The following is a 17,468-nucleotide window of genomic DNA, read 5'->3' as shown; positions in this document are numbered from 1 at the left end:
AGGCTTACAATCTGGCGATAAAGTTGTATACAATCATTCCATCGCCGTGGCGCAGCGGCCGTTGCCCTCGCCACCCCCATGACGCACAGAAGGAAACTGCGGTGAGCGCTGACTACCCACGCGACCTGATCGGTTACGGCTCCAACCCTCCCCACCCGCACTGGCCGGGCAATGCGCGCATCGCTCTGTCGTTCGTACTCAACTACGAAGAAGGCGGCGAGCGCAACATCCTGCACGGCGACAAGGAATCCGAAGCCTTCCTCTCCGAAATGGTCGCGGCCCAGCCGTTGCAGGGCCAGCGCAACATGAGCATGGAATCGCTGTACGAGTATGGCAGCCGCGCCGGGGTGTGGCGCATCCTCAAGCTGTTCAAGGAATTCGACATCCCGCTGACCATCTTCGCCGTGGCCATGGCCGCCCAGCGTCACCCGGAGGTGATCCGCGCCATGGTCGCCGCCGGCCACGAGATCTGCAGCCACGGCTATCGCTGGATCGACTACCAGTACATGGACGAGGCCCAGGAGCGCGAGCACATGCTCGAAGCCATCCGCATCCTCACCGAAATCACCGGTGAGCGCCCGCTGGGCTGGTACACCGGCCGCACCGGCCCAAACACCCGTCGGCTGGTCATGGAAGAAGGCGGCTTTCTGTACGACTGCGACACCTACGATGACGACCTGCCCTACTGGGAGCCCAACAACCCCACCGGCAAGCTCCACCTGGTGATCCCCTACACCCTGGACACCAACGACATGCGCTTCACCCAGGTGCAGGGCTTCAACAATGGCGACCAGTTCTTCCAGTACCTCAAGGACGCCTTCGACGTGCTCTACGCCGAAGGTGGCGAAGCGCCGAAGATGCTTTCCATCGGCCTGCACTGCCGCCTGATCGGTCGCCCGGCACGCCTGGCCTCGCTCAAGCGCTTCCTTGAATACGCGAAAAGCCATGAGCAGGTGTGGTTCGCCCGCCGCGTCGACATCGCTCGGCACTGGCACGCCACTCACCCGCTCACCCAACAGTCATTCACCGCACAGCCCGTCGTAGAAGAGGCGCAGCCATGAGCACGTTCCAGACCCTCAAGCCTTCCACTCTTAACCGCGAGCAGTTCGTCGAGGCGTTCAAGGACGTCTACGAGCACTCGCCGTGGGTCGCCGAAAAGACCTACGACCTGGGCCAGGGCCCGGAGCTGGACAGCATCGAAACCCTGCACCAGCGTATGAGCGACATCCTCTTGAGCAGTGACCACGCCCGGCAACTGGCGCTGATCAACGCTCACCCGGACCTGGCCGGCAAAGCCGCCGTCAGGGGTGAACTGACCGAAGCCAGCACCAACGAACAGGCTGGCGCCGGTATTCACCAATGCACCAGCGAAGAATTCCAGCGCTTCACCGAGCTGAACGAAGCCTACAAGGCCCGGTTCGGCTTCCCCTTCATCATGGCGGTCAAGGGCAGCGATCGGCACCAGATTCTCGCGGCATTCGAAACGCGCATTCATCACTCGGTCGACGCCGAGTTCGCCTGCGCGCTGGCCGAGATCAACAAGATCGCCCTGTTCCGCTTGATGACGTTTTAAGCGCGCCCGGCGCGCGACTCCCAAGCCCCCTCATTCAAGGCAGACAACAATGAAAGCTTACGCCGTACCCTTCGAGAAATTCGTCAACCTGGCCGACGCCCGTCTCGGCACCAAGGCCCTCTCGGTCACTGACGACTGGTTCGCCGACGTCAACCGCCTGTTCCAACCTACCCCTGCGGTGTGGAAGGAAGGCGTGTTCGACGACAACGGCAAGTGGATGGACGGCTGGGAATCGCGCCGCAAGCGTTTCGAAGGGTATGACAGCGCGGTGATCCGCCTGGGCGTGGCCGGCACCATCAAGGGTGTGGACATCGACACCTCGTTCTTCACCGGCAACTTCCCGCCGTCGGCGTCTCTGGAAGGCTGCTACCTGGCCGAAGGCGACCCCACCGACAGCACGCAGTGGACCGAAGTGCTGAGCGCCGTCGAGCTGCAGGGCAACAGCCACCATTACCACGAAATCAGCAGCACCCAGGCGTTCAGCCACCTGCGCTTCAACATCTACCCCGACGGCGGCGTCGCACGCCTGCGCGTGTACGGCGTGCCGCACCGCGACTGGTCGGCTGTGGCCGACAACGAGCTGGTCGACCTCGCCGCCGCCATGAACGGTGGCCGTGCGCTGGCCTGCTCCGACGAGCACTTCGGGCGCATGAGCAACATCCTCAACCCGGGCCGCGGCATCAACATGGGCGACGGCTGGGAAACCGCACGGCGTCGCACCCCGGGCAACGACTGGGTCATCGTCGCCCTCGGCCACCCAGGCGTGGTCGAGCAGATCGTCGTCGACACCCTGCACTTCAAGGGTAACTACCCGGATAGTTGCTCTATCCAGGGCGCCTTCGTCAAAGGCGGCACCGACAGCCAGATCGAAACCCAGAGCCTGTTCTGGCGCGACCTGCTGCCCTCGCAGAAGCTGGAAATGCACCAGGAGCACAGCTTCCGGGAGCAGATCAAGGCGCTCGGCCCGATCACGCACATCCGCTTGAACGTGTTCCCGGATGGCGGTGTAAGCCGCCTGCGCCTGCTGGGTAAAGTGGCCAAGTAAAGATCTCAACCCTACACGATCGGCAGGTGGCCGCTGTGGGAGCTCAAGCTCGCGCAGAGGCCATCGCAAGATCTACTGACGGAACACGACAAAATGCGCACATTAGTGATCGAGCCCCTGACCAAGGAAGCCTTTGCCCCCTTCGGCGACGTGATCGAAACCGAGGGCAGCAGCCACTTCATGATCAACAATGGCTCGACCATGCGTTTCCATAAGCTGGCCGCCGTCGAAACGGCGCAGCCGCAAGACCAGGCGATCATCAGCATCTTTCGCGCCGAGGCGCTGCAGATGCCGTTGACCGTGCGCATGCTGGAGCGCCATCCGCTGGGCAGCCAGGCCTTCGTGCCGCTGCTTGGCCACCCCTTTCTGATCGTGGTCGCGCCGGTTGGCGACGTACCTGTATCAGGGCATGTCCGTGCTTTCATCACTGATGGCAAGCAGGGCATCAATTACCATCGCGGCGTCTGGCACCACCCGGTGCTGACGATCGAAAAGCGGGATGACTTCCTGGTGGTTGATCGCAGTGGCACAGGCAACAACTGCGATGAGCATTTTTTCAATGAGGACGAATTGCTGATCCTCGCCCCCCACCTATAAGAGAAGGCTCGGTGACCGCGCAACGGTCACCGGCAAGAGGTAGTAACTGTGGAAGCACATCTGATCGAATGGCTCAATTTGAGCGTGCGCTGGATTCACATGATCGTCGGCATCGCCTGGATCGGTGCCTCATTCTATTTCGTCTGGCTGGAAAACAACCTTAACCGGGTCAACCCGCGCGACGGCCTGTCGGGCGACCTTTGGGCGATCCATGGTGGCGGTATCTACCACCTGGAGAAGTACAAACTGGCCCCGCCAAAAATGCCGGACAACCTGCACTGGTTCAAATGGGAAGCCTACTGGACCTGGATGTCGGGCGTGACCCTGCTGTGCATCGTGTTCTATTCCAACCCGACCCTGTACCTGCTGCAGCCGGGCAGCTCGTTGACCGGCATCGAAGGCATCGGTATCGGCCTGGGCTCGCTGGCCATCGGCTGGCTGGTGTACGACGTGCTGTGCGACTCGCCACTGGGCAAGCGCCCTGCCCTGCTCGGCCTGATCCTGTTCGTGCTGATCATTCTCGCCTGCTTCGGCTACAGCCAGATCTTCAGCGGCCGCGGCGCCTACCTGCACACCGGCGCGCTGATCGGCACCATCATGGTCGGCAACGTGTTCCGTATCATCATGCCCGCCCAGCGCGCGCTGGTGGCGGCCATCGCCGAGAACCGCACACCTGACCCGACCCTGCCAGCCAAAGGCCTGCTGCGTTCGCGTCACAACAACTACTTCACCCTGCCGGTGCTGTTCATCATGATCAGCAACCACTTTCCGAGCACCTACGGCAGCAAGTACAACTGGCTGATCCTGGCCGGCATTGCCGTGTGCGCGGTCCTGGTCCGACACTACTTCAACACCCGCCACGACAGCGGCAAGTACGCCTGGGTCATGCCTGTAGCCGCCCTGGGCATCATCTGCCTGGCCTACGCCACCGGCCCCGAGCGTCACCCGGGGGCCGCTGCGGCCGCCGCCAATGCGCCGATCGAATACCAGCCGATGCCGGAAACGGCCGTGGGTGGGGTACGTGCCGACGAACAGCCAGCGCCTGCGCCTGCCACTGCTGCGGCACCCGCTGCGGCACCGGCCGCCGCAACTACAGCAGCGCCTGCGCCAGCGACGGCTGCGGCGGGCGGCAGTGACTTCCACAAGGTGCAAAGCGTGATTCACGAGCGCTGCGCCGTGTGCCACTCGGCCAACCCGACCAGCCCGCTGTTCAGCACCGCGCCGGCCGGCGTGATGTTCGACACCCCGCAGCAGATCCAGGCCATGGCCCCGCGCATCCAGGCGCAAGCCGTGACCAGCCAGATCATGCCGCTGGGCAACATGACCAAGATGACCCAGGAAGAGCGTGACCTGATCGGCCAATGGGTGAGCAAGGGGGCGTCGATCAACTGACCGCCGGGGCCGGGCACGCCCGGACAATCGACGCTGCCTGCTTGCGGGCGGCCCGGTCCCGCACCGTTTACCGCAAGACCGTTACAACACAACAAAAACAAGAAACCGAGGTGTTGCATGTCCGAGTCCGACCAGGCGCGCATTCCCGCGCCGCCACCACGACAGCCCCTGCCCCTGCTGCAACTGATCCTTGTGGGTCTGCAGCACGTTCTGCTGATGTACGGAGGCGCCATTGCGGTGCCGCTGATCGTCGGACAAGCCGCCGGCCTCTCCCGAGATGAAATCGCCTTTCTGATCAACGCCGACCTGCTGGTCGCCGGTGCCGCCACCATTGTCCAGTCACTGGGGATCGGCGGCATCGGCATCCGCATGCCGGTGATGATGGGTGCCAGCTTCGCCGCCGTTGGCAGCATGGTGGCCATGGCCGGCATGCAGGGCGTAGGCCTGACCGGCATCTTCGGCGCGACCATCGCCGCCGGCTTTTTCGGCCTGCTGATCGCGCCGTTCATGTCGAAGATCGTGCGCTTCTTCCCGCCGCTGGTCACCGGCACGGTGATCACCTCCATCGGCCTGTCGCTGTTCCCGGTGGCGGTCAACTGGGCTGGTGGCGGCGCCCACGCCAGCGAATTCGGCGCGCCGCTGTACCTGGCGGTGGCGGCGATGGTGCTGGGCATCATTCTTCTGGTAAACCGCTTCATGGGCGGTTTCTGGGTGAACATTGCCGTACTGATCGGCATGGGTGTGGGCTACGCCGTGGCCGGCATGCTCGGCATGGTCGACCTCGGCGGCTTGAGCGATGCGCCCTGGCTGCGTGTGGTCACTCCACTGCATTTCGGCCTGCCGACCTTCGGCCTGGCGCCGGTGCTGTCGATGTGCCTGGTGGTGGTGATCATCTTCGTCGAATCCACCGGCATGTTCCTCGCCCTGGGAACCATCACCGACCGCGAAGTGACCCCCGGCATGCTCCGTCGCGGCCTGCTGTGCGACGCCGCCGCGTCGTTCGTGGCCGGCTTCTTCAACACTTTCACCCATTCCTCGTTTGCCCAGAACATCGGCCTTGTGCAGATGACCGGCGTGCGTTGCCGCTCGGTGACCGCCGTCGCCGGGCTGCTGCTGATCGCCCTCTCGCTGCTGCCCAAGGCGGCCCTGCTGGTGGCTTCCATTCCGCCAGCCGTACTGGGCGGCGCAGCCATCGCCATGTTCGGCATGGTCGCGGCCACCGGCATCAAGATCCTCCAGCAGGCCGATATCGGCGACCGTCGTAATCAGTTGCTGGTGGCGGTGAGCGTCGGCATGGGGCTGATCCCGGTGGTGCGCCCCGAGTTCTTCGCACACCTGCCGCTGTGGATGAACCCCATCACCCACAGCGGCATCGCCATGGCGACGCTCAGCGCGGTACTGCTCAACCTGTTGTTCAACGTATTGGGCGGCGCCGGGCGCGAGCGCATGAACCAGGCCGCGCACCACTAGCCAGGGCGGGTCGGTCGCAAAGCTGACCAAACGCCCCACTTTTGTCTGCGCCACTTTCCACACGCTCCATCAAGGAGCACCCAAACGGCATTGCGACGTGATTTCTGGCGGCGCAAGGCCGTCTTACGGCCCTGACAAAGTTGGCGCAGGTTTTGCTCTAGAGCTCGCGCACCTTAAAAAGCTGACCAACCAGACAAAACAAAAATATTAGAACTCACCAAAGACCGATGACAGGGAGCAACACAATGAAGCGCACCTTTACCAGCTTGATGCTTGCCGGCAGTCTGTTCGCCGCCAGCCATGCCATGGCCGACGACGGCATCTTCCAATGGCAGAGCTACAGCCTGACCTACCTCAATGGGCAGAACTTCAAGGTCAACCCGCCGAACCAGCAGACGGTGACCTTCGAATACGCCGACTCGTGGAAGTACGGGGACAACTTCCTGTTCGTCGACAACATCTTCTACAACGGCAAGCCCGACTCCGACGTCGGCGCCAATACGCTGTACGGCGAGTACAGCCCGCGTCTGTCGCTGGCCAAGATTAGCGGCCATGACTTCAACTTCGGCCCGATCAAGGACGTGCTCCTGGCCGGCACCTACGAGTTCGGTGAAGGCGACGTCGAATCCTGGCTGATCGGCCCGGGCTTGGACCTGAAGATTCCCGGCTTCGACTACTTCCAGCTGAACTTCTACAACCGCCACAGCCGCGGCGACCGCCCGGGCGACAACATCTGGCAGATCACCCCGGTGTGGTCGTACACCATTCCGGTGGGCAACTCCGACATCCTCATCGACGGCTACATCGACTGGGTCACCCAGAGCGACAGCAACAGCCGCGGCACCTACCACAAGAACGTGCACGTCAACCCGCAGGTCAAGTACGACCTGGGCAAGGCCCTGCACATGACGCCGCAGAAGTTGTATGTGGGTTTCGAGTATGACTACTGGAAAGACAAGTACGGCATCGAAAGCACCTCGGACTTCGACACCAACCAGAACACCGCCAGCTTGCTGGTCAAGGTGTTCTGGTAAGGCGCGCAAGCGGGGAGAAATGAATCTGGCTGCTGCTTGACGTGGGAGGGGGCCAGGCCCCCGAGAGGCCGCAAGGCCGGTTTGATCTGCTCAAGGGCAAGATCAACAAATCGGGGGCTCTGCCCCCTCCCACCGGGGCCAGTCAGAGGCGCTTGAACGCCTCGCCCAACCGCTCCAGGCCGGTATCGATCTGCTGCAGATCCGGCGCTGCGAACGACAAGCGCAAGCTGTCCAGTTCCGGCGCCTCGGCGTAGAAGGCCGCCCCCGGCACGAACAGCACGCGCCGTTCGATCGCCTGCTCCAGCAACGCCTGGGCACTCACCCCCTGGCGGCACTTGCCCCAGATGAACATGCCGCCGGCTGGCGGACTGATCTCGATGTATTCCTCCAGCTCCGCCAGGCCCGTCAGCATGCGCTGGCACTTGTCGCGATACCCCGCCAGCAATCCCGGCAAGGCCACTTCAAGCGCACCCCCGCGCAGATACTCGGCAGCGATTTGCTGAGCCCAGGGTGACGTACACAGGTCCACAGTCTGCTTGGCGATGCGGCAGCGCTGGTTGATCGCATCCGGCGCGACCATCCAGCCCAGGCGCAGACCCGGGGCAATCACCTTCGACAGGCTCGACAGGTGTACCACCCGGCCCTGGGCGTCGTCGCTGCGCTGCGACAGCTCCAGCAGCGAAGGCAACGCCTGGCCGGAGAATCGCAGTGCGCCGTAGGGATCATCCTCGACGATCAGCAGGTCATGCCGCGCGGCCAAAGCCAGCAGCTGCTCACGGCGAGCCAGTGGCAGGCAGGCGCCGGTGGGGTTGGCGAAGGTCGGCACGCAGTACAGCAGGCGCACCGTGCCCGGCGCCAGCGCAGCCAGTTGCGCGGCCAGGCGCTCGGTGTCCAGGCCGTCGCGGTCGGTGACAGCGCTCAGCACCCGGGCGCCAGCCATGCGCAAGGCCTGCAACGCCGCCGGGTAGCCGGGACGCTCCACCAGCACGGTGTCGCCGGGTTCGAGTAGCACCTTGATCAGCAAGTCCAGGCCCTGTTGCGAGCCGGTGGTGACCAGCACCTGGTCCATGCTCACCTGTGCACCGCGCCGGCCCATCAGCAGCGAGAGCTGCTCACGCAAAGCGGGCAGGCCTTCGGTGGCGGCGTATTGCAGGCAATCGAGGGGAGCCTCGGCAAACGCCTGCGCACTGGCCGCAGCCAGGGCGGTACGGTCGAAGAATTGCGCGGCAGGGTAACCGCCGGCGAAAGAAATCATCCCCGGCAGGGACAGGTACTTGAACAGCTCGCGAATCACCGAGCCGGTGGGCGCCTGGAACGCGCTGGAGAAACGATAGTCAGGCATGGGGGCTGTCGCAGGTGGCCAGATCGAGCCTGCAGTATCGGCGGGGGTCAGGCGGCGGACAAGCGAGGTTTGCGCAGGATGTCATTCCGCCCAGGCATGTTGGCTTGCCGGCACGATCGACTCAAACCACCCGTTTGACCGGCTTGCCCTTGACCACGCACAGGTAGGGCGCCGCAGCCGGATGCTGGTCGAAGTGCAGCGCCAGCTCGTTGTCGCTGCCGGCGCGCGCGGTGAAATCCAGGGCGAAGAAGATCAGCGCCGACAAGGAAAGAAACGCAGCGATGTGCAATGCACGCATGTTCATGAACTGTGGTCCTCGGCAAGTCAGCCCTTGATACCGACTCTTGATGACGATCCGAAGACCGCCGTGCCCAATTTATCGACTGGCCAGCGGCTTTCTTGAGAGAACCTCAGTCGAAGCGGTAGGCGATAGCCGTCTGCACTTGCGCCTGGTTGACCTGGCCATGCACGCGCACCAGGCTGCTGTCCGCCGCCGAGCCTTCAAGGTGTATCCAGCTGACGTTGCCCAGCCACGACCAATGGGCGCTCAGCGGAATCTGCGCGCCCTGGCTCAGGGTGATGTCCTGCAGGCCGCCGCTGGCTCGGTAGGGGTTCAGTCCTGAAGCCTGGCTTTGCGCTGGAGCGATGCCAAAAAAAGTCTGCTCGTAGCGCTGGTCGCCGTAATGCGCGGTCAGCTCGGTGCTGCCGTAAATCGTCTCCTTCTCGCTGGGGCCGCCGCCCAGGGGGTAGTCCAGTTCGCCGGCCAGCTTGCCGAGCGCCCCGCCCTGCCCACTGCCGGCACCGAAGGCATGGCCGGCCTGGGCCGACAGGCGCCACCAGGGCGCCAGGCTGAAGGCGATGAAGGCGCCGCCCTCGCCCATGTCGTCGACGTCGCGCAGGCCGCGCAGCGAACCGTTGGCGGTGCGTCCGGGAATATAGTTGACGAAAGGCCCGGCACTCAGCCCGTAGCCCTTGACCGCAGTCAACGACAGGCCGTCTTCGGAGTCCAGGTCCAGTCCTTGCCACTGCAGGTCGGAGTACGGCATCGGCTTGACCTCGTGGCGGCTGCCACTGGGGTCGCGAACTTGCCAGGACAAGCCGGCGCCTGCTTCACCCTGCAGTGCATCGGCCTGCACGACGCCGCTGAGCAGTGCGCCCAGCAGCCAGCAACGAACGAATTTCATGACGGCAACTCTGTAGATACAGGCGCGCATGAAGCCGCGACCGTCCCCCGGTGCGCAAGCACTGATGTTCTTTGTAGCGAGCTACAAAAATTGTAGCTTGGTGGTCCTGCCCCAGCCTGCAGAAAGCGCTCGGCGGCTCTATCTACTCAAAATTACTTCATGAAAATCAACGAGTTGAACTTTCGACTGGCCGACCGCCGTCTGCTGGCACGGCCCCTGCTATAGCCCTCTGCAAGCGCCCAGCGCGCCCTTGAACACCGTGCTCCATTGACTAGGTGCTTGCAGATGATGCAGTGGCATATCGTGTGTGACTTCGACGGGACCATCACCCGCAGCGACGTCATCGACAACATTCTTCAACGCTTCGCCGGCCCGGAATGGGAAACGGTCGAAGCACAGTGGCTGGCCGGCGAGATCGGCTCGCGCGAATGCCTGAGCCGCCAGCTGTCCATGGTCAGGGCAACGCCCGCGCAACTGCTGGAATACTTCGACAGCGTCGACATCGATCCGCAGTTCCCCGACTTCGTCGACCTGGTCCGCGAACGCGGCGCCACCATCGAAGTGGTCAGCGACGGCATCGAACAAGGCATCGCGCGCATCCTTTCGCGGCACTACTGCACCCTGCTGCCGATCCTGGCCAACCGCCTGCGCCAGACCGGCCCGGACAGCTGGCGCATCGACTTCCCGTATTCCAGCGACGCCTGCCGCGCGGCTTCCGGCAACTGCAAATGCAAGTCCACTCCACAGGATCGCCGCGTGCTGGTGATCGGCGACGGCAAGTCGGACATGTGCGTGGCCTCCAGCGCCGACTTCGTCTTCGCCAAGGGCAGCCTGGCCGACTACTGCGCTCGCGAGGGTATCGCGCACGCCCGCTTCGACCACTTCGGCGAGTTGGCGCAGCTGCTCTCGCGCCTGCCGGCCGAACGCACCAGCCCTGCCCCGCTGGCCCCCACTACTGCCTTTGAACACCAGGAACTCTTCCACCATGTCTGAACACATCCGCATCGCCAGCCCGCAAGACCAACTGCTGCTGGACAAGGAAGCCAGATATTGCTCATTCGGCGACACCGTGCACTACGTCGAGCCGCCACGCATTTTCAGCCGCTGCGAAGGCTCCTACGTTTTCGACACCGACGAGCAGGCCTACCTCGACCTGCAGATGTGGTACTCGGCGGTCAACTTCGGCTATGCCAACCCACGCCTGAACAATGCCCTCAAGCAGCAGATCGACACCCTGCCGCAGATCGCCAGCCAGTACCTGCACAAAGGCAAGATCGAACTGGCCGAACACATCGCCGTCGACGCCAAGCGCAAATTCGGCCTGGACGGTCGCGTGCACTTCAACGTCGGTGGTTCGCAGTCCATCGAAGACTCACTCAAAGTGGTGCGCAACGCCAGCAACGGCAAGAGCCTGATGTTTGCCTTCGAAGGCGGTTATCACGGCCGTACCCTCGGCGCCTCGTCGATCACTTCGAGCTACCGCTATCGCCGCCGCTACGGCCACTTCGGCGAGCGTGCGCAGTTCATCCCGTTCCCGTACCACTTCCGCGGCCCCAAGGGCATGTCCAAGGAAGAATACGGCAGCTACTGCGTCAAGCAGTTCGCCCGCCTGTTCGAGACCGAATACAACGGCGTATGGGACCCGAAAACCGGCCAGTGCGAATATGCGGCGTTCTACGTCGAGCCGATCCAGGGCACCGGCGGCTACGTGATTCCGCCGATGAACTTCTACAGCGAGCTCAAGCACGTGCTCGACCAGCACGGCATCCTGATGGTCTGCGATGAAATCCAGATGGGCTTCTACCGCACCGGCAAGCTGTGGTCGATCGAGCACTTCGACGTCAAACCCGACGTGGTGGTGTTCGGCAAGGCGCTGACCAACGGCCTCAACCCGCTGGGCGGCATCTGGGCCCGTGAAGAGCTGATCAACCCAGGCATCTTCCCGCCAGGCTCGACCCATTCGACCTTCGCCTCCAACCCGCTGGGCACTGCGGTGGGTCTGGAAATGTTCAAGATGACCAGCGAGATCGACTACGGCGCGATGGTCATGGCCAAGGGCAAATACTTCCTCGCCGGCCTCGAGGACCTGAAAAAGCGCTACCGCATCGTCGGCGACGTCGACGGCCTGGGCCTGGCCCTGCGCATGGAAATCTGCGGCGATGACGGCTTCACCCCGGACAAGGCCAAGCTCGACGAGATGGTCGACGAAGGCATGAAGGGCGACATGCTCGTCGACGGCCGCAAGCTGGGCCTGATCCTCGACGTCGGTGGCTACTACAAGAACGTCATCACCCTGGCGCCGTCGCTGGAAATCAGCTACCCGGAAATCGATTTGGCGCTGGCGCTGCTCGATCAACTGCTGCACCGCGTGACGACACGCTGATGGTGGCGCAGATCGATCTGGGCGAAGGCGATGCCGGCTTCAAGGTCGGCGACGGCGCAGCGGCCGTGCTGCTGATCCACGGCCTGACCGGCACCCCGACCGAACTGCGCAAGGTGGCGCAGGGCCTGGCCAAGCGTGGCTACAGCGTTTACGTACCCACCCTGCCCGGTCACTGCGGCGACAACGCCGACCTCCAGGCCACCCGCTGGACCGATTGGTACGCCGGCGTGCAGCGCGCCTTCGAAGGCATCCGCCAGCGGCACCGGCAGGTGTTCGTTGGCGGCCTGTCGATGGGTTCGGTGATGTCCATGTACCTGGCCTCGCAGTACCCGGGCCAGGTGGCTGGGCTGTTGCTGTATTCCACCACCTTGCGCTACGACGGCTGGAACATGACCAGGTGGGCGGTATTCACCCCCTTGTTGATGGCCATTCCGTTCGGCGTGCACCTGTGCAAGTTCGTCGAGTCCTCGCCTTACGGCATCAAGAACCCGCGGCTGCGGGCAATCGTCGAAAAGCAGATGAAGGAAGGCCAGAGCGATGCCGCCGGATTGCTGATGATGTCCGGGGTCAGCGTGCGCGAACTGCACCGCCTGATCGCCGCCACCAAGCGCGGCATGCCGGCGCTGACCACCCCGGCGCTGGTGCTGCACTCGGCCGAAGACGACATCACCAGCCGCTGGAACGCCGACTACATCGAGCGCAAGCTGGGCGGGCCGGTGCGCAAGGTGCTATTGGACAATTGTTACCATATGATCACCGTCGACCTGCAGTACCGCACAGTGATCGACCTGAGCGCCGACTTCATGGATGACCAGGTGCGCAGCGGCGCCCGCGCAACGCCGGGCGACCTGCAGCAGGCCTGCGCGCTGGCCTCGTGAGGGCGCAAGCAGGGCCAGAACTTTCTCGGACGACAGGAGCTTTCGTGATCCACTGGAGCCTGCAACGCAAGCTGGTGCTGGCTTTCTGGCTGGTCAGCGTGGTGCCGACCATGATCGCGGCGGAACTCGCCGCGACTACTCTTTCGCAGATCTTCGACAGCAACGTGCGGGTCTGGCTGCAGGAGTCGACCAAGATCGTCGAGGATGAAATCAGCGAGATCACTCGCGGCAACGCGCGCGTGGCCAAGCTGCTGCTCAATCATTCGCAACCGGTGGCCAACGGCACCTTCAGCGACAACCGCTGGACCGCCGACATCGCCGATGCCACCGGCGTCGATGTCATCGCGCTGATCCGCAGCCGCGACCACAAGCTGGTGTTCAGCAACGCCCCGGATGAGATCGTCCAGCAGATCAGCCTGGCCCCGGACGCCGTCCTGCAGACCGTCAACAACGCCGGCACCGCCACCGGCACTGTTATCTCCACCTTCGCCACCACGCAAAACGGCGACGACTACCAGCTGCTGATCGGCACCTACCTGGATGACAGCTTCCTGACCAGCGTCGCCGACGTCCACTCGCTGGACCTGCGCCTGTACCTGGCCAGCCCCGAGGGCTTCGCCCAGGTGTTCTCCAGCCAGCGTTTCGAAGACTCGCCGAACGTCATCCCCAAGCGCATCGAAGACCTGCTGCGCAGCACCCGCCAGCCCAGCGAGCAATTCACCAGCCGCTACAGCGGCCTGTACCGGCCGGTGTTCAACAACGGCGGGCAGCTGCAGGGCATTGTCTTCAGCGGCCTGCTGCGCCACAGCAGCCTGATGGGCCTGGTCAACCAGAGCAACCTGTTCATCCTGATCTTCCTGCTCGGCTCGGCGCTGTCGCTGAGCGTCGGCTGGCTGGTCTCGCGGCGCCTGGCGCAACCGCTGCGGGCTCTGTCCAGGGGCGTGCAGGCAATCACCGCTGGCGACTACGCACAGCGCGTCGAGGTGGGCGGCGACGACGAGCTGGCCGACCTCTCCACCACCTTCAATCACATGGCGGCTGGCCTGCAGGAACTGCGCACGCTGGAAGCCCAGCTGCGCCGCCGCGACCGCCTGCACGCCCTCGGCGAGGTCGCCATGGGCCTGGCCCACGAGATCCGCAACCCGCTGGGCATCATCAAGACCGCCACGCAGCTGTTGCACCGCCGCGCCGCCCTGCCGGAAACCGACATGCGCCATCTGGAATACGTGATCAGCGAAGTCACCCGCATCAACGACCTGATCACCGAGTTTCTCGACTTCGCCAAGCCCAGCGCGCCGATGCGTACACTGATCCCGGCGCGCCCGCTGCTCGAAGAGCTGCTGGGCTTCTGCGCGCCGGAACTGTCCAACCACCAGGTGCAGGCCAGCATCGACGACCAGGCCCCCGACGCCACGCTCTATGCCGACGCCCGACAGCTGCAGCAGGCCTGCCTGAACCTGGTGCTCAACGCCATCGACGCCATGCCCCACGGCGGTCGCCTGCTGCTGAGCATTGCAAAACAACAGCAAACCACCATCATCAGTGTTTCCGACAGCGGCCAGGGTGTGCCCAGCGACATGATCGATCGCATCTTCAACCCCTTCGTCACCAGCAAAGCCTCGGGCACCGGCCTGGGCCTGGCCAAGGTCTTCTCGATCATGGAAAACCATGACGGCCGGGTCGAATGCGTCAACCGTCCGGGGCTGGGCGCCACCTTCAACCTGTACCTGCCCAGCCACGCCCCCGCGCCGGCCGAGGCGTCGCCGGTATGAGCCATCATGTGCTGGTGGTGGACGACGAGGCCAAGCTCTGCGACCTGCTGGTGTCGGCCCTGAGCACCGATACCTTGCTGGTCAGCACCGCCGGCAACGGCTTGCAGGCGCTGGCGGTGCTCGAGCGGCAGGCCATCGACCTGGTCATCAGCGACTGGCGCATGCCCGGCATGGACGGCCCGCAGCTGCTGGCGGAGATCAAGTCGCGCTACCCACGCCTGCCGGTCATTGTCATGACCGCCTACAGCACCGTGAAGAACGCCGTGGCGTCGATGCGCAACGGGGCCTACGACTACATCGCCAAGCCGTTCGACATCGACGAACTCGACGTCACCGTGCACAAGGCTCTGCAATACGCCGACGTACTGCGCGACAACCAGCGCCTGCGTGACGAGTTGCAGGCGCGCCAGCCGATCGCCAGTCTGGTCGGCGAGAGCCCGGCCTTCCAGCGCGTGCTGACGGCCATCGACTCGGTACGCGAAAGCAGTGCGACCATCCTGCTCACCGGCGAAAGCGGCACCGGCAAGGAGATGGTCGCCCGCGCCATCCACCGCCATGGCAGCCGCGCCGACCAGCCCTTCGTGGCGGTCAACTGCGCGGCGATTCCCGAAGGCCTGCTGGAAAGCGAGATGTTCGGCCACCGCAAGGGCGCCTTCACCGGCGCCATCAGCGACCGCGTCGGGCGTTTCGTACAGGCCGACAAAGGCACGCTGTTTCTCGACGAGGTCGGCGACATGCCCTTGCCGCTGCAGGCCAAGATTCTCCGCGCGCTGCAGGAGCGGGTAATCGAACCGGTGGGCGAAAGCCACGAGCGGCGGGTCGATGTGCGAGTGATCGCCGCGACCAACAAGGACCTGCTCAAGGCCGTCGCCGACAAGACGTTCCGCGAGGACCTGTATTACCGCCTCAACGTCTTTCCAATTCCGCTACCGGCCCTGCGCGACCGCGTCGAGGACATCGCCACCCTCGCCGCGCATTTTGCCCGCACCGCAGGCGCTGACGCCGGCAAGCGCATTGCCGGCTTCAGCGACGAGGCGCTGCAAGCCATGCTCGCCTACCCGTGGCCGGGCAACATCCGCGAGCTGCAGAACTGCGTGGAGCGCGCGACCATCGTCGCCAGCGGTGCGCAGATCGAGCAAGCCGACCTGCCGGGTTATCTGTTTGGTTCGGCCCCGGTGCGCCAGTCGGCGGGGCTGCTGGCAAGCGCCGAGATGGCCGTGCCGGACGACCTCGACGCCAGCCTCGCCGAGCTGGAAAAGGCCTTCATCCTCGCCGCTCTGCAGCAGAGCCATGGGGTGCAGGCAGCGGCGGCGCAGCGCCTGGGGATTTCCGAGCGCAGCTTCTGGTACCGCTTGAAGAAACTCGGGATTCAGGTGGAGAAGATTGCGCATTGAAGCGGCCTATCGCGGGCTTCGCACGCTCCTACGCTGCCGGTTTGCGACGCGTGCATCCGGCGCTCATAGGTGATGCATCTGGACGCCTATGAATCGAAACAAACGTAGGAGCGCGCGAAGCCCGCGATAGGCCGCGCGGGCGGCCGGTGGCGGCCATATTGAACCTGATGCCGGGCACCTCCATGCCAATATTGAGCCCCGTGCAAGCGCGGTGCTACCATGCCGGTCCGCCCAGAGCTGTGCGCAGACAAGGAATACCCTACCCGATGAGCAGCATTCGCGAGCGCAACAAAGAACTGATCTTGCGCGCAGCCAGCGAGGAGTTTGCCGACAAGGGCTTCGCCGCCACCAAGACCAGTGACATTGCCATCAAGGCCGGGCTGCCCAAGCCGAATGTCTATTACTACTTCAAGTCCAAGGACAACCTCTACCGCGAGGTGCTCGAAAGCATCATCGAGCCGATCCTCAGGGCGTCTACGCCGTTCAACCCTGACGGCGAGCCCAACGAAGTGCTGAGCAGCTACATCCGCTCGAAAATCCGCATCTCCCGCGACCTGCCGTTCGCCTCCAAGGTGTTCGCCAGCGAAATCATGCATGGCGCGCCGCACCTGAGCGCCGACCAGGTCGAGCAGCTCAACGCCCAGGCGCGGCATAACATCGAGTGCATCCAGACCTGGGTCGAGCGCGGACAGATTGCACCTATCGACCCGCATCATCTGCTGTTCAGCATCTGGGCGGCGACCCAGACCTACGCCGACTTCGACTGGCAGATCTCGGTGGTCACCGGCAAGGCCAGGCTGGAAGACGCCGACTACGAGGCGGCGGCGCAGACCATCATCCGCATGGTGCTCAAGGGTTGTGCCCCGGATTGAGGGGTGAGCTCAGAGGCTGCAGGGATCGTGGGAGGGGGCGAAGCCCCCGATCTTTTGATCTTCTCGAGCCCTGAGATCAAGCCGGCCTTCGGCCTCTCGGGGGCTCTGCCCCCTCCCACCAGCCTGCTCCCTCCCACCAGCGCCTGCCTCGGGAATAGCTGACTGCAGGGATCGTGGGAGGAGGCAAAGCCCCCGATCTTCTGATCTTCTCGAGCCCTGAGATCAAGCCGGCCTCCGGCCTCTCGGGGGCTCTGCCCCCTCCCACAAGCCTGCCCCCTCCCACCAGCGCCTGCCTCGGGAATAGCTGACTGCAGGGATCGTGGGAGGGGGCGAAGCCCCCGATCTTTTGATCTTCTCGAGCCCTGAGATCAAGCCGGCCTTCGGCCTCTCGGGGGCTCTGCCCCCTCCCACCAGCCTGCCCTCTCCCACCAGCGCCTGCCTCGGGAATAGCTGACTGCAGGGATCGTGGGAGGGGGCGAAGCCCCCGATCTTCTGATCTTCTCGAGCCCTGAGATCAAGCCGGCCTTCGGCC

At 64.2% G+C, this 17,468-nt stretch carries 16 protein-coding genes; 13 read left to right on the top strand and 3 right to left on the bottom strand.

The genetic code is table 11. The features are described 5' to 3' along the window. Positions 1 to 101 precede the first annotated feature (101 nt). From puuE to SFA35_RS08455, 7 genes are all read left to right on the top strand, one after another. Positions 102 to 1,061 (top strand): allantoinase PuuE, encoded by a 960-nt coding sequence (gene puuE, locus SFA35_RS08485; protein ID WP_320577212.1) that lies wholly within the window; start codon positions 102 to 104, stop codon positions 1,059 to 1,061. Next, entirely contained in the window at positions 1,058 to 1,573 is a 516-nt protein-coding gene (uraD, locus tag SFA35_RS08480) for a 2-oxo-4-hydroxy-4-carboxy-5-ureidoimidazoline decarboxylase (RefSeq protein WP_320577210.1), read from the top strand. Before puuE ends, uraD begins: the two co-directional genes overlap by 4 nt. A 49-nt stretch (positions 1,574 to 1,622) precedes the next feature. Then, complete coding sequence (gene alc, locus SFA35_RS08475; protein ID WP_320577209.1) at positions 1,623 to 2,618, top strand: allantoicase; 996 nt, start codon at positions 1,623 to 1,625, stop codon at positions 2,616 to 2,618. Positions 2,619 to 2,711: 93 nt separating this feature from the next. Next, the gene (locus tag SFA35_RS08470; protein ID WP_320577207.1) at positions 2,712 to 3,215 is read left to right on the top strand and encodes an ureidoglycolate lyase; all 504 of its coding nucleotides are present in this window, start codon (positions 2,712 to 2,714) and stop codon (positions 3,213 to 3,215) included. A 48-nt stretch (positions 3,216 to 3,263) separates the two neighbouring features. Then, on the top strand, positions 3,264 to 4,607 hold the full coding sequence (locus tag SFA35_RS08465; RefSeq protein ID WP_320577205.1) for a urate hydroxylase PuuD: 1,344 nt from the start codon (positions 3,264 to 3,266) through the stop codon (positions 4,605 to 4,607). A 117-nt stretch (positions 4,608 to 4,724) separates the two neighbouring features. After that, positions 4,725 to 6,077 (top strand): nucleobase:cation symporter-2 family protein, encoded by a 1,353-nt coding sequence (locus tag SFA35_RS08460; protein WP_320577203.1) that lies wholly within the window; start codon positions 4,725 to 4,727, stop codon positions 6,075 to 6,077. Between the two features lie 245 nt (positions 6,078 to 6,322). Continuing rightward, complete coding sequence (locus SFA35_RS08455) at positions 6,323 to 7,111, top strand: outer membrane protein OmpK (protein WP_320577201.1); 789 nt, start codon at positions 6,323 to 6,325, stop codon at positions 7,109 to 7,111. 142 nt (positions 7,112 to 7,253) lie between these two features. On the opposite strand, the gene SFA35_RS08450 is transcribed toward SFA35_RS08455, so the two are convergent. From SFA35_RS08450 to SFA35_RS08440, 3 genes are all read right to left on the bottom strand, one after another. Then, entirely contained in the window at positions 7,254 to 8,453 is a 1,200-nt protein-coding gene (locus tag SFA35_RS08450) for a PLP-dependent aminotransferase family protein (protein WP_320577200.1), read from the bottom strand. A gap of 121 nt (positions 8,454 to 8,574) precedes the next feature. Continuing rightward, entirely contained in the window at positions 8,575 to 8,757 is a 183-nt protein-coding gene (locus tag SFA35_RS08445) for a hypothetical protein (protein WP_320577198.1), read from the bottom strand. A gap of 106 nt (positions 8,758 to 8,863) precedes the next feature. Beyond that, positions 8,864 to 9,637, bottom strand: a complete 774-nt coding sequence (locus tag SFA35_RS08440; protein ID WP_320577195.1) for a MipA/OmpV family protein — start codon at positions 9,635 to 9,637, stop codon at positions 8,864 to 8,866. A 285-nt stretch (positions 9,638 to 9,922) separates the two neighbouring features. Between SFA35_RS08440 and SFA35_RS08435 the strand changes: the two genes are divergently transcribed. The 6 genes from SFA35_RS08435 (at position 9,923) to SFA35_RS08410 (ending at position 16,936) form a co-directional block, all read left to right on the top strand. After that, on the top strand, positions 9,923 to 10,630 hold the full coding sequence (locus tag SFA35_RS08435) for an MtnX-like HAD-IB family phosphatase (protein ID WP_320577193.1): 708 nt from the start codon (positions 9,923 to 9,925) through the stop codon (positions 10,628 to 10,630). After that, complete coding sequence (locus tag SFA35_RS08430) at positions 10,623 to 12,020, top strand: aspartate aminotransferase family protein (protein WP_320577191.1); 1,398 nt, start codon at positions 10,623 to 10,625, stop codon at positions 12,018 to 12,020. The genes SFA35_RS08435 and SFA35_RS08430 overlap by 8 nt, the downstream gene beginning before the upstream one ends. Next, positions 12,020 to 12,898: an alpha/beta hydrolase gene (locus tag SFA35_RS08425; protein ID WP_414058504.1), complete on the top strand. Its 879-nt coding sequence runs from the start codon at positions 12,020 to 12,022 to the stop codon at positions 12,896 to 12,898. Before SFA35_RS08430 ends, SFA35_RS08425 begins: the two co-directional genes overlap by 1 nt. Positions 12,899 to 12,942: 44 nt before the next feature. Further along, positions 12,943 to 14,670 (top strand): sensor histidine kinase, encoded by a 1,728-nt coding sequence (locus SFA35_RS08420; RefSeq protein WP_320577189.1) that lies wholly within the window; start codon positions 12,943 to 12,945, stop codon positions 14,668 to 14,670. After that, complete coding sequence (locus tag SFA35_RS08415; RefSeq protein WP_320577187.1) at positions 14,667 to 16,064, top strand: sigma-54 dependent transcriptional regulator; 1,398 nt, start codon at positions 14,667 to 14,669, stop codon at positions 16,062 to 16,064. Before SFA35_RS08420 ends, SFA35_RS08415 begins: the two co-directional genes overlap by 4 nt. Before the next feature lie 266 nt (positions 16,065 to 16,330). Then, the gene (locus SFA35_RS08410; protein WP_320577185.1) at positions 16,331 to 16,936 is read left to right on the top strand and encodes a TetR/AcrR family transcriptional regulator; all 606 of its coding nucleotides are present in this window, start codon (positions 16,331 to 16,333) and stop codon (positions 16,934 to 16,936) included. Positions 16,937 to 17,468: the final 532 nt, after the last annotated feature.

Origin of the sequence: Pseudomonas sp. HR96, from assembly GCF_034059295.1 — a bacterium.
In the GTDB taxonomy this organism is placed as follows: domain Bacteria; phylum Pseudomonadota; class Gammaproteobacteria; order Pseudomonadales; family Pseudomonadaceae; genus Aquipseudomonas.
Note: the sequence above shows the minus strand (reverse complement) of the source record. Positions and strands in the feature narration are given on the sequence as shown.

Coding starts and splice junctions, on each gene's coding strand:
- uraD (WP_320577210.1), top strand. CDS start 1,058: ATGAGCACGTTCCAGACCCTCAAGCCTTCCACTCTTAACCGCGAGCAG.
- alc (WP_320577209.1), top strand. CDS start 1,623: ATGAAAGCTTACGCCGTACCCTTCGAGAAATTCGTCAACCTGGCCGAC.
- SFA35_RS08470 (WP_320577207.1), top strand. CDS start 2,712: ATGCGCACATTAGTGATCGAGCCCCTGACCAAGGAAGCCTTTGCCCCC.
- SFA35_RS08460 (WP_320577203.1), top strand. CDS start 4,725: ATGTCCGAGTCCGACCAGGCGCGCATTCCCGCGCCGCCACCACGACAG.
- SFA35_RS08455 (WP_320577201.1), top strand. CDS start 6,323: ATGAAGCGCACCTTTACCAGCTTGATGCTTGCCGGCAGTCTGTTCGCC.
- SFA35_RS08450 (WP_320577200.1), bottom strand. CDS start 8,453: ATGCCTGACTATCGTTTCTCCAGCGCGTTCCAGGCGCCCACCGGCTCG.
- SFA35_RS08445 (WP_320577198.1), bottom strand. CDS start 8,757: ATGAACATGCGTGCATTGCACATCGCTGCGTTTCTTTCCTTGTCGGCG.
- SFA35_RS08440 (WP_320577195.1), bottom strand. CDS start 9,637: ATGAAATTCGTTCGTTGCTGGCTGCTGGGCGCACTGCTCAGCGGCGTC.
- SFA35_RS08435 (WP_320577193.1), top strand. CDS start 9,923: ATGATGCAGTGGCATATCGTGTGTGACTTCGACGGGACCATCACCCGC.
- SFA35_RS08430 (WP_320577191.1), top strand. CDS start 10,623: ATGTCTGAACACATCCGCATCGCCAGCCCGCAAGACCAACTGCTGCTG.
- SFA35_RS08425 (WP_414058504.1), top strand. CDS start 12,020: ATGGTGGCGCAGATCGATCTGGGCGAAGGCGATGCCGGCTTCAAGGTC.
- SFA35_RS08415 (WP_320577187.1), top strand. CDS start 14,667: ATGAGCCATCATGTGCTGGTGGTGGACGACGAGGCCAAGCTCTGCGAC.
- SFA35_RS08410 (WP_320577185.1), top strand. CDS start 16,331: ATGAGCAGCATTCGCGAGCGCAACAAAGAACTGATCTTGCGCGCAGCC.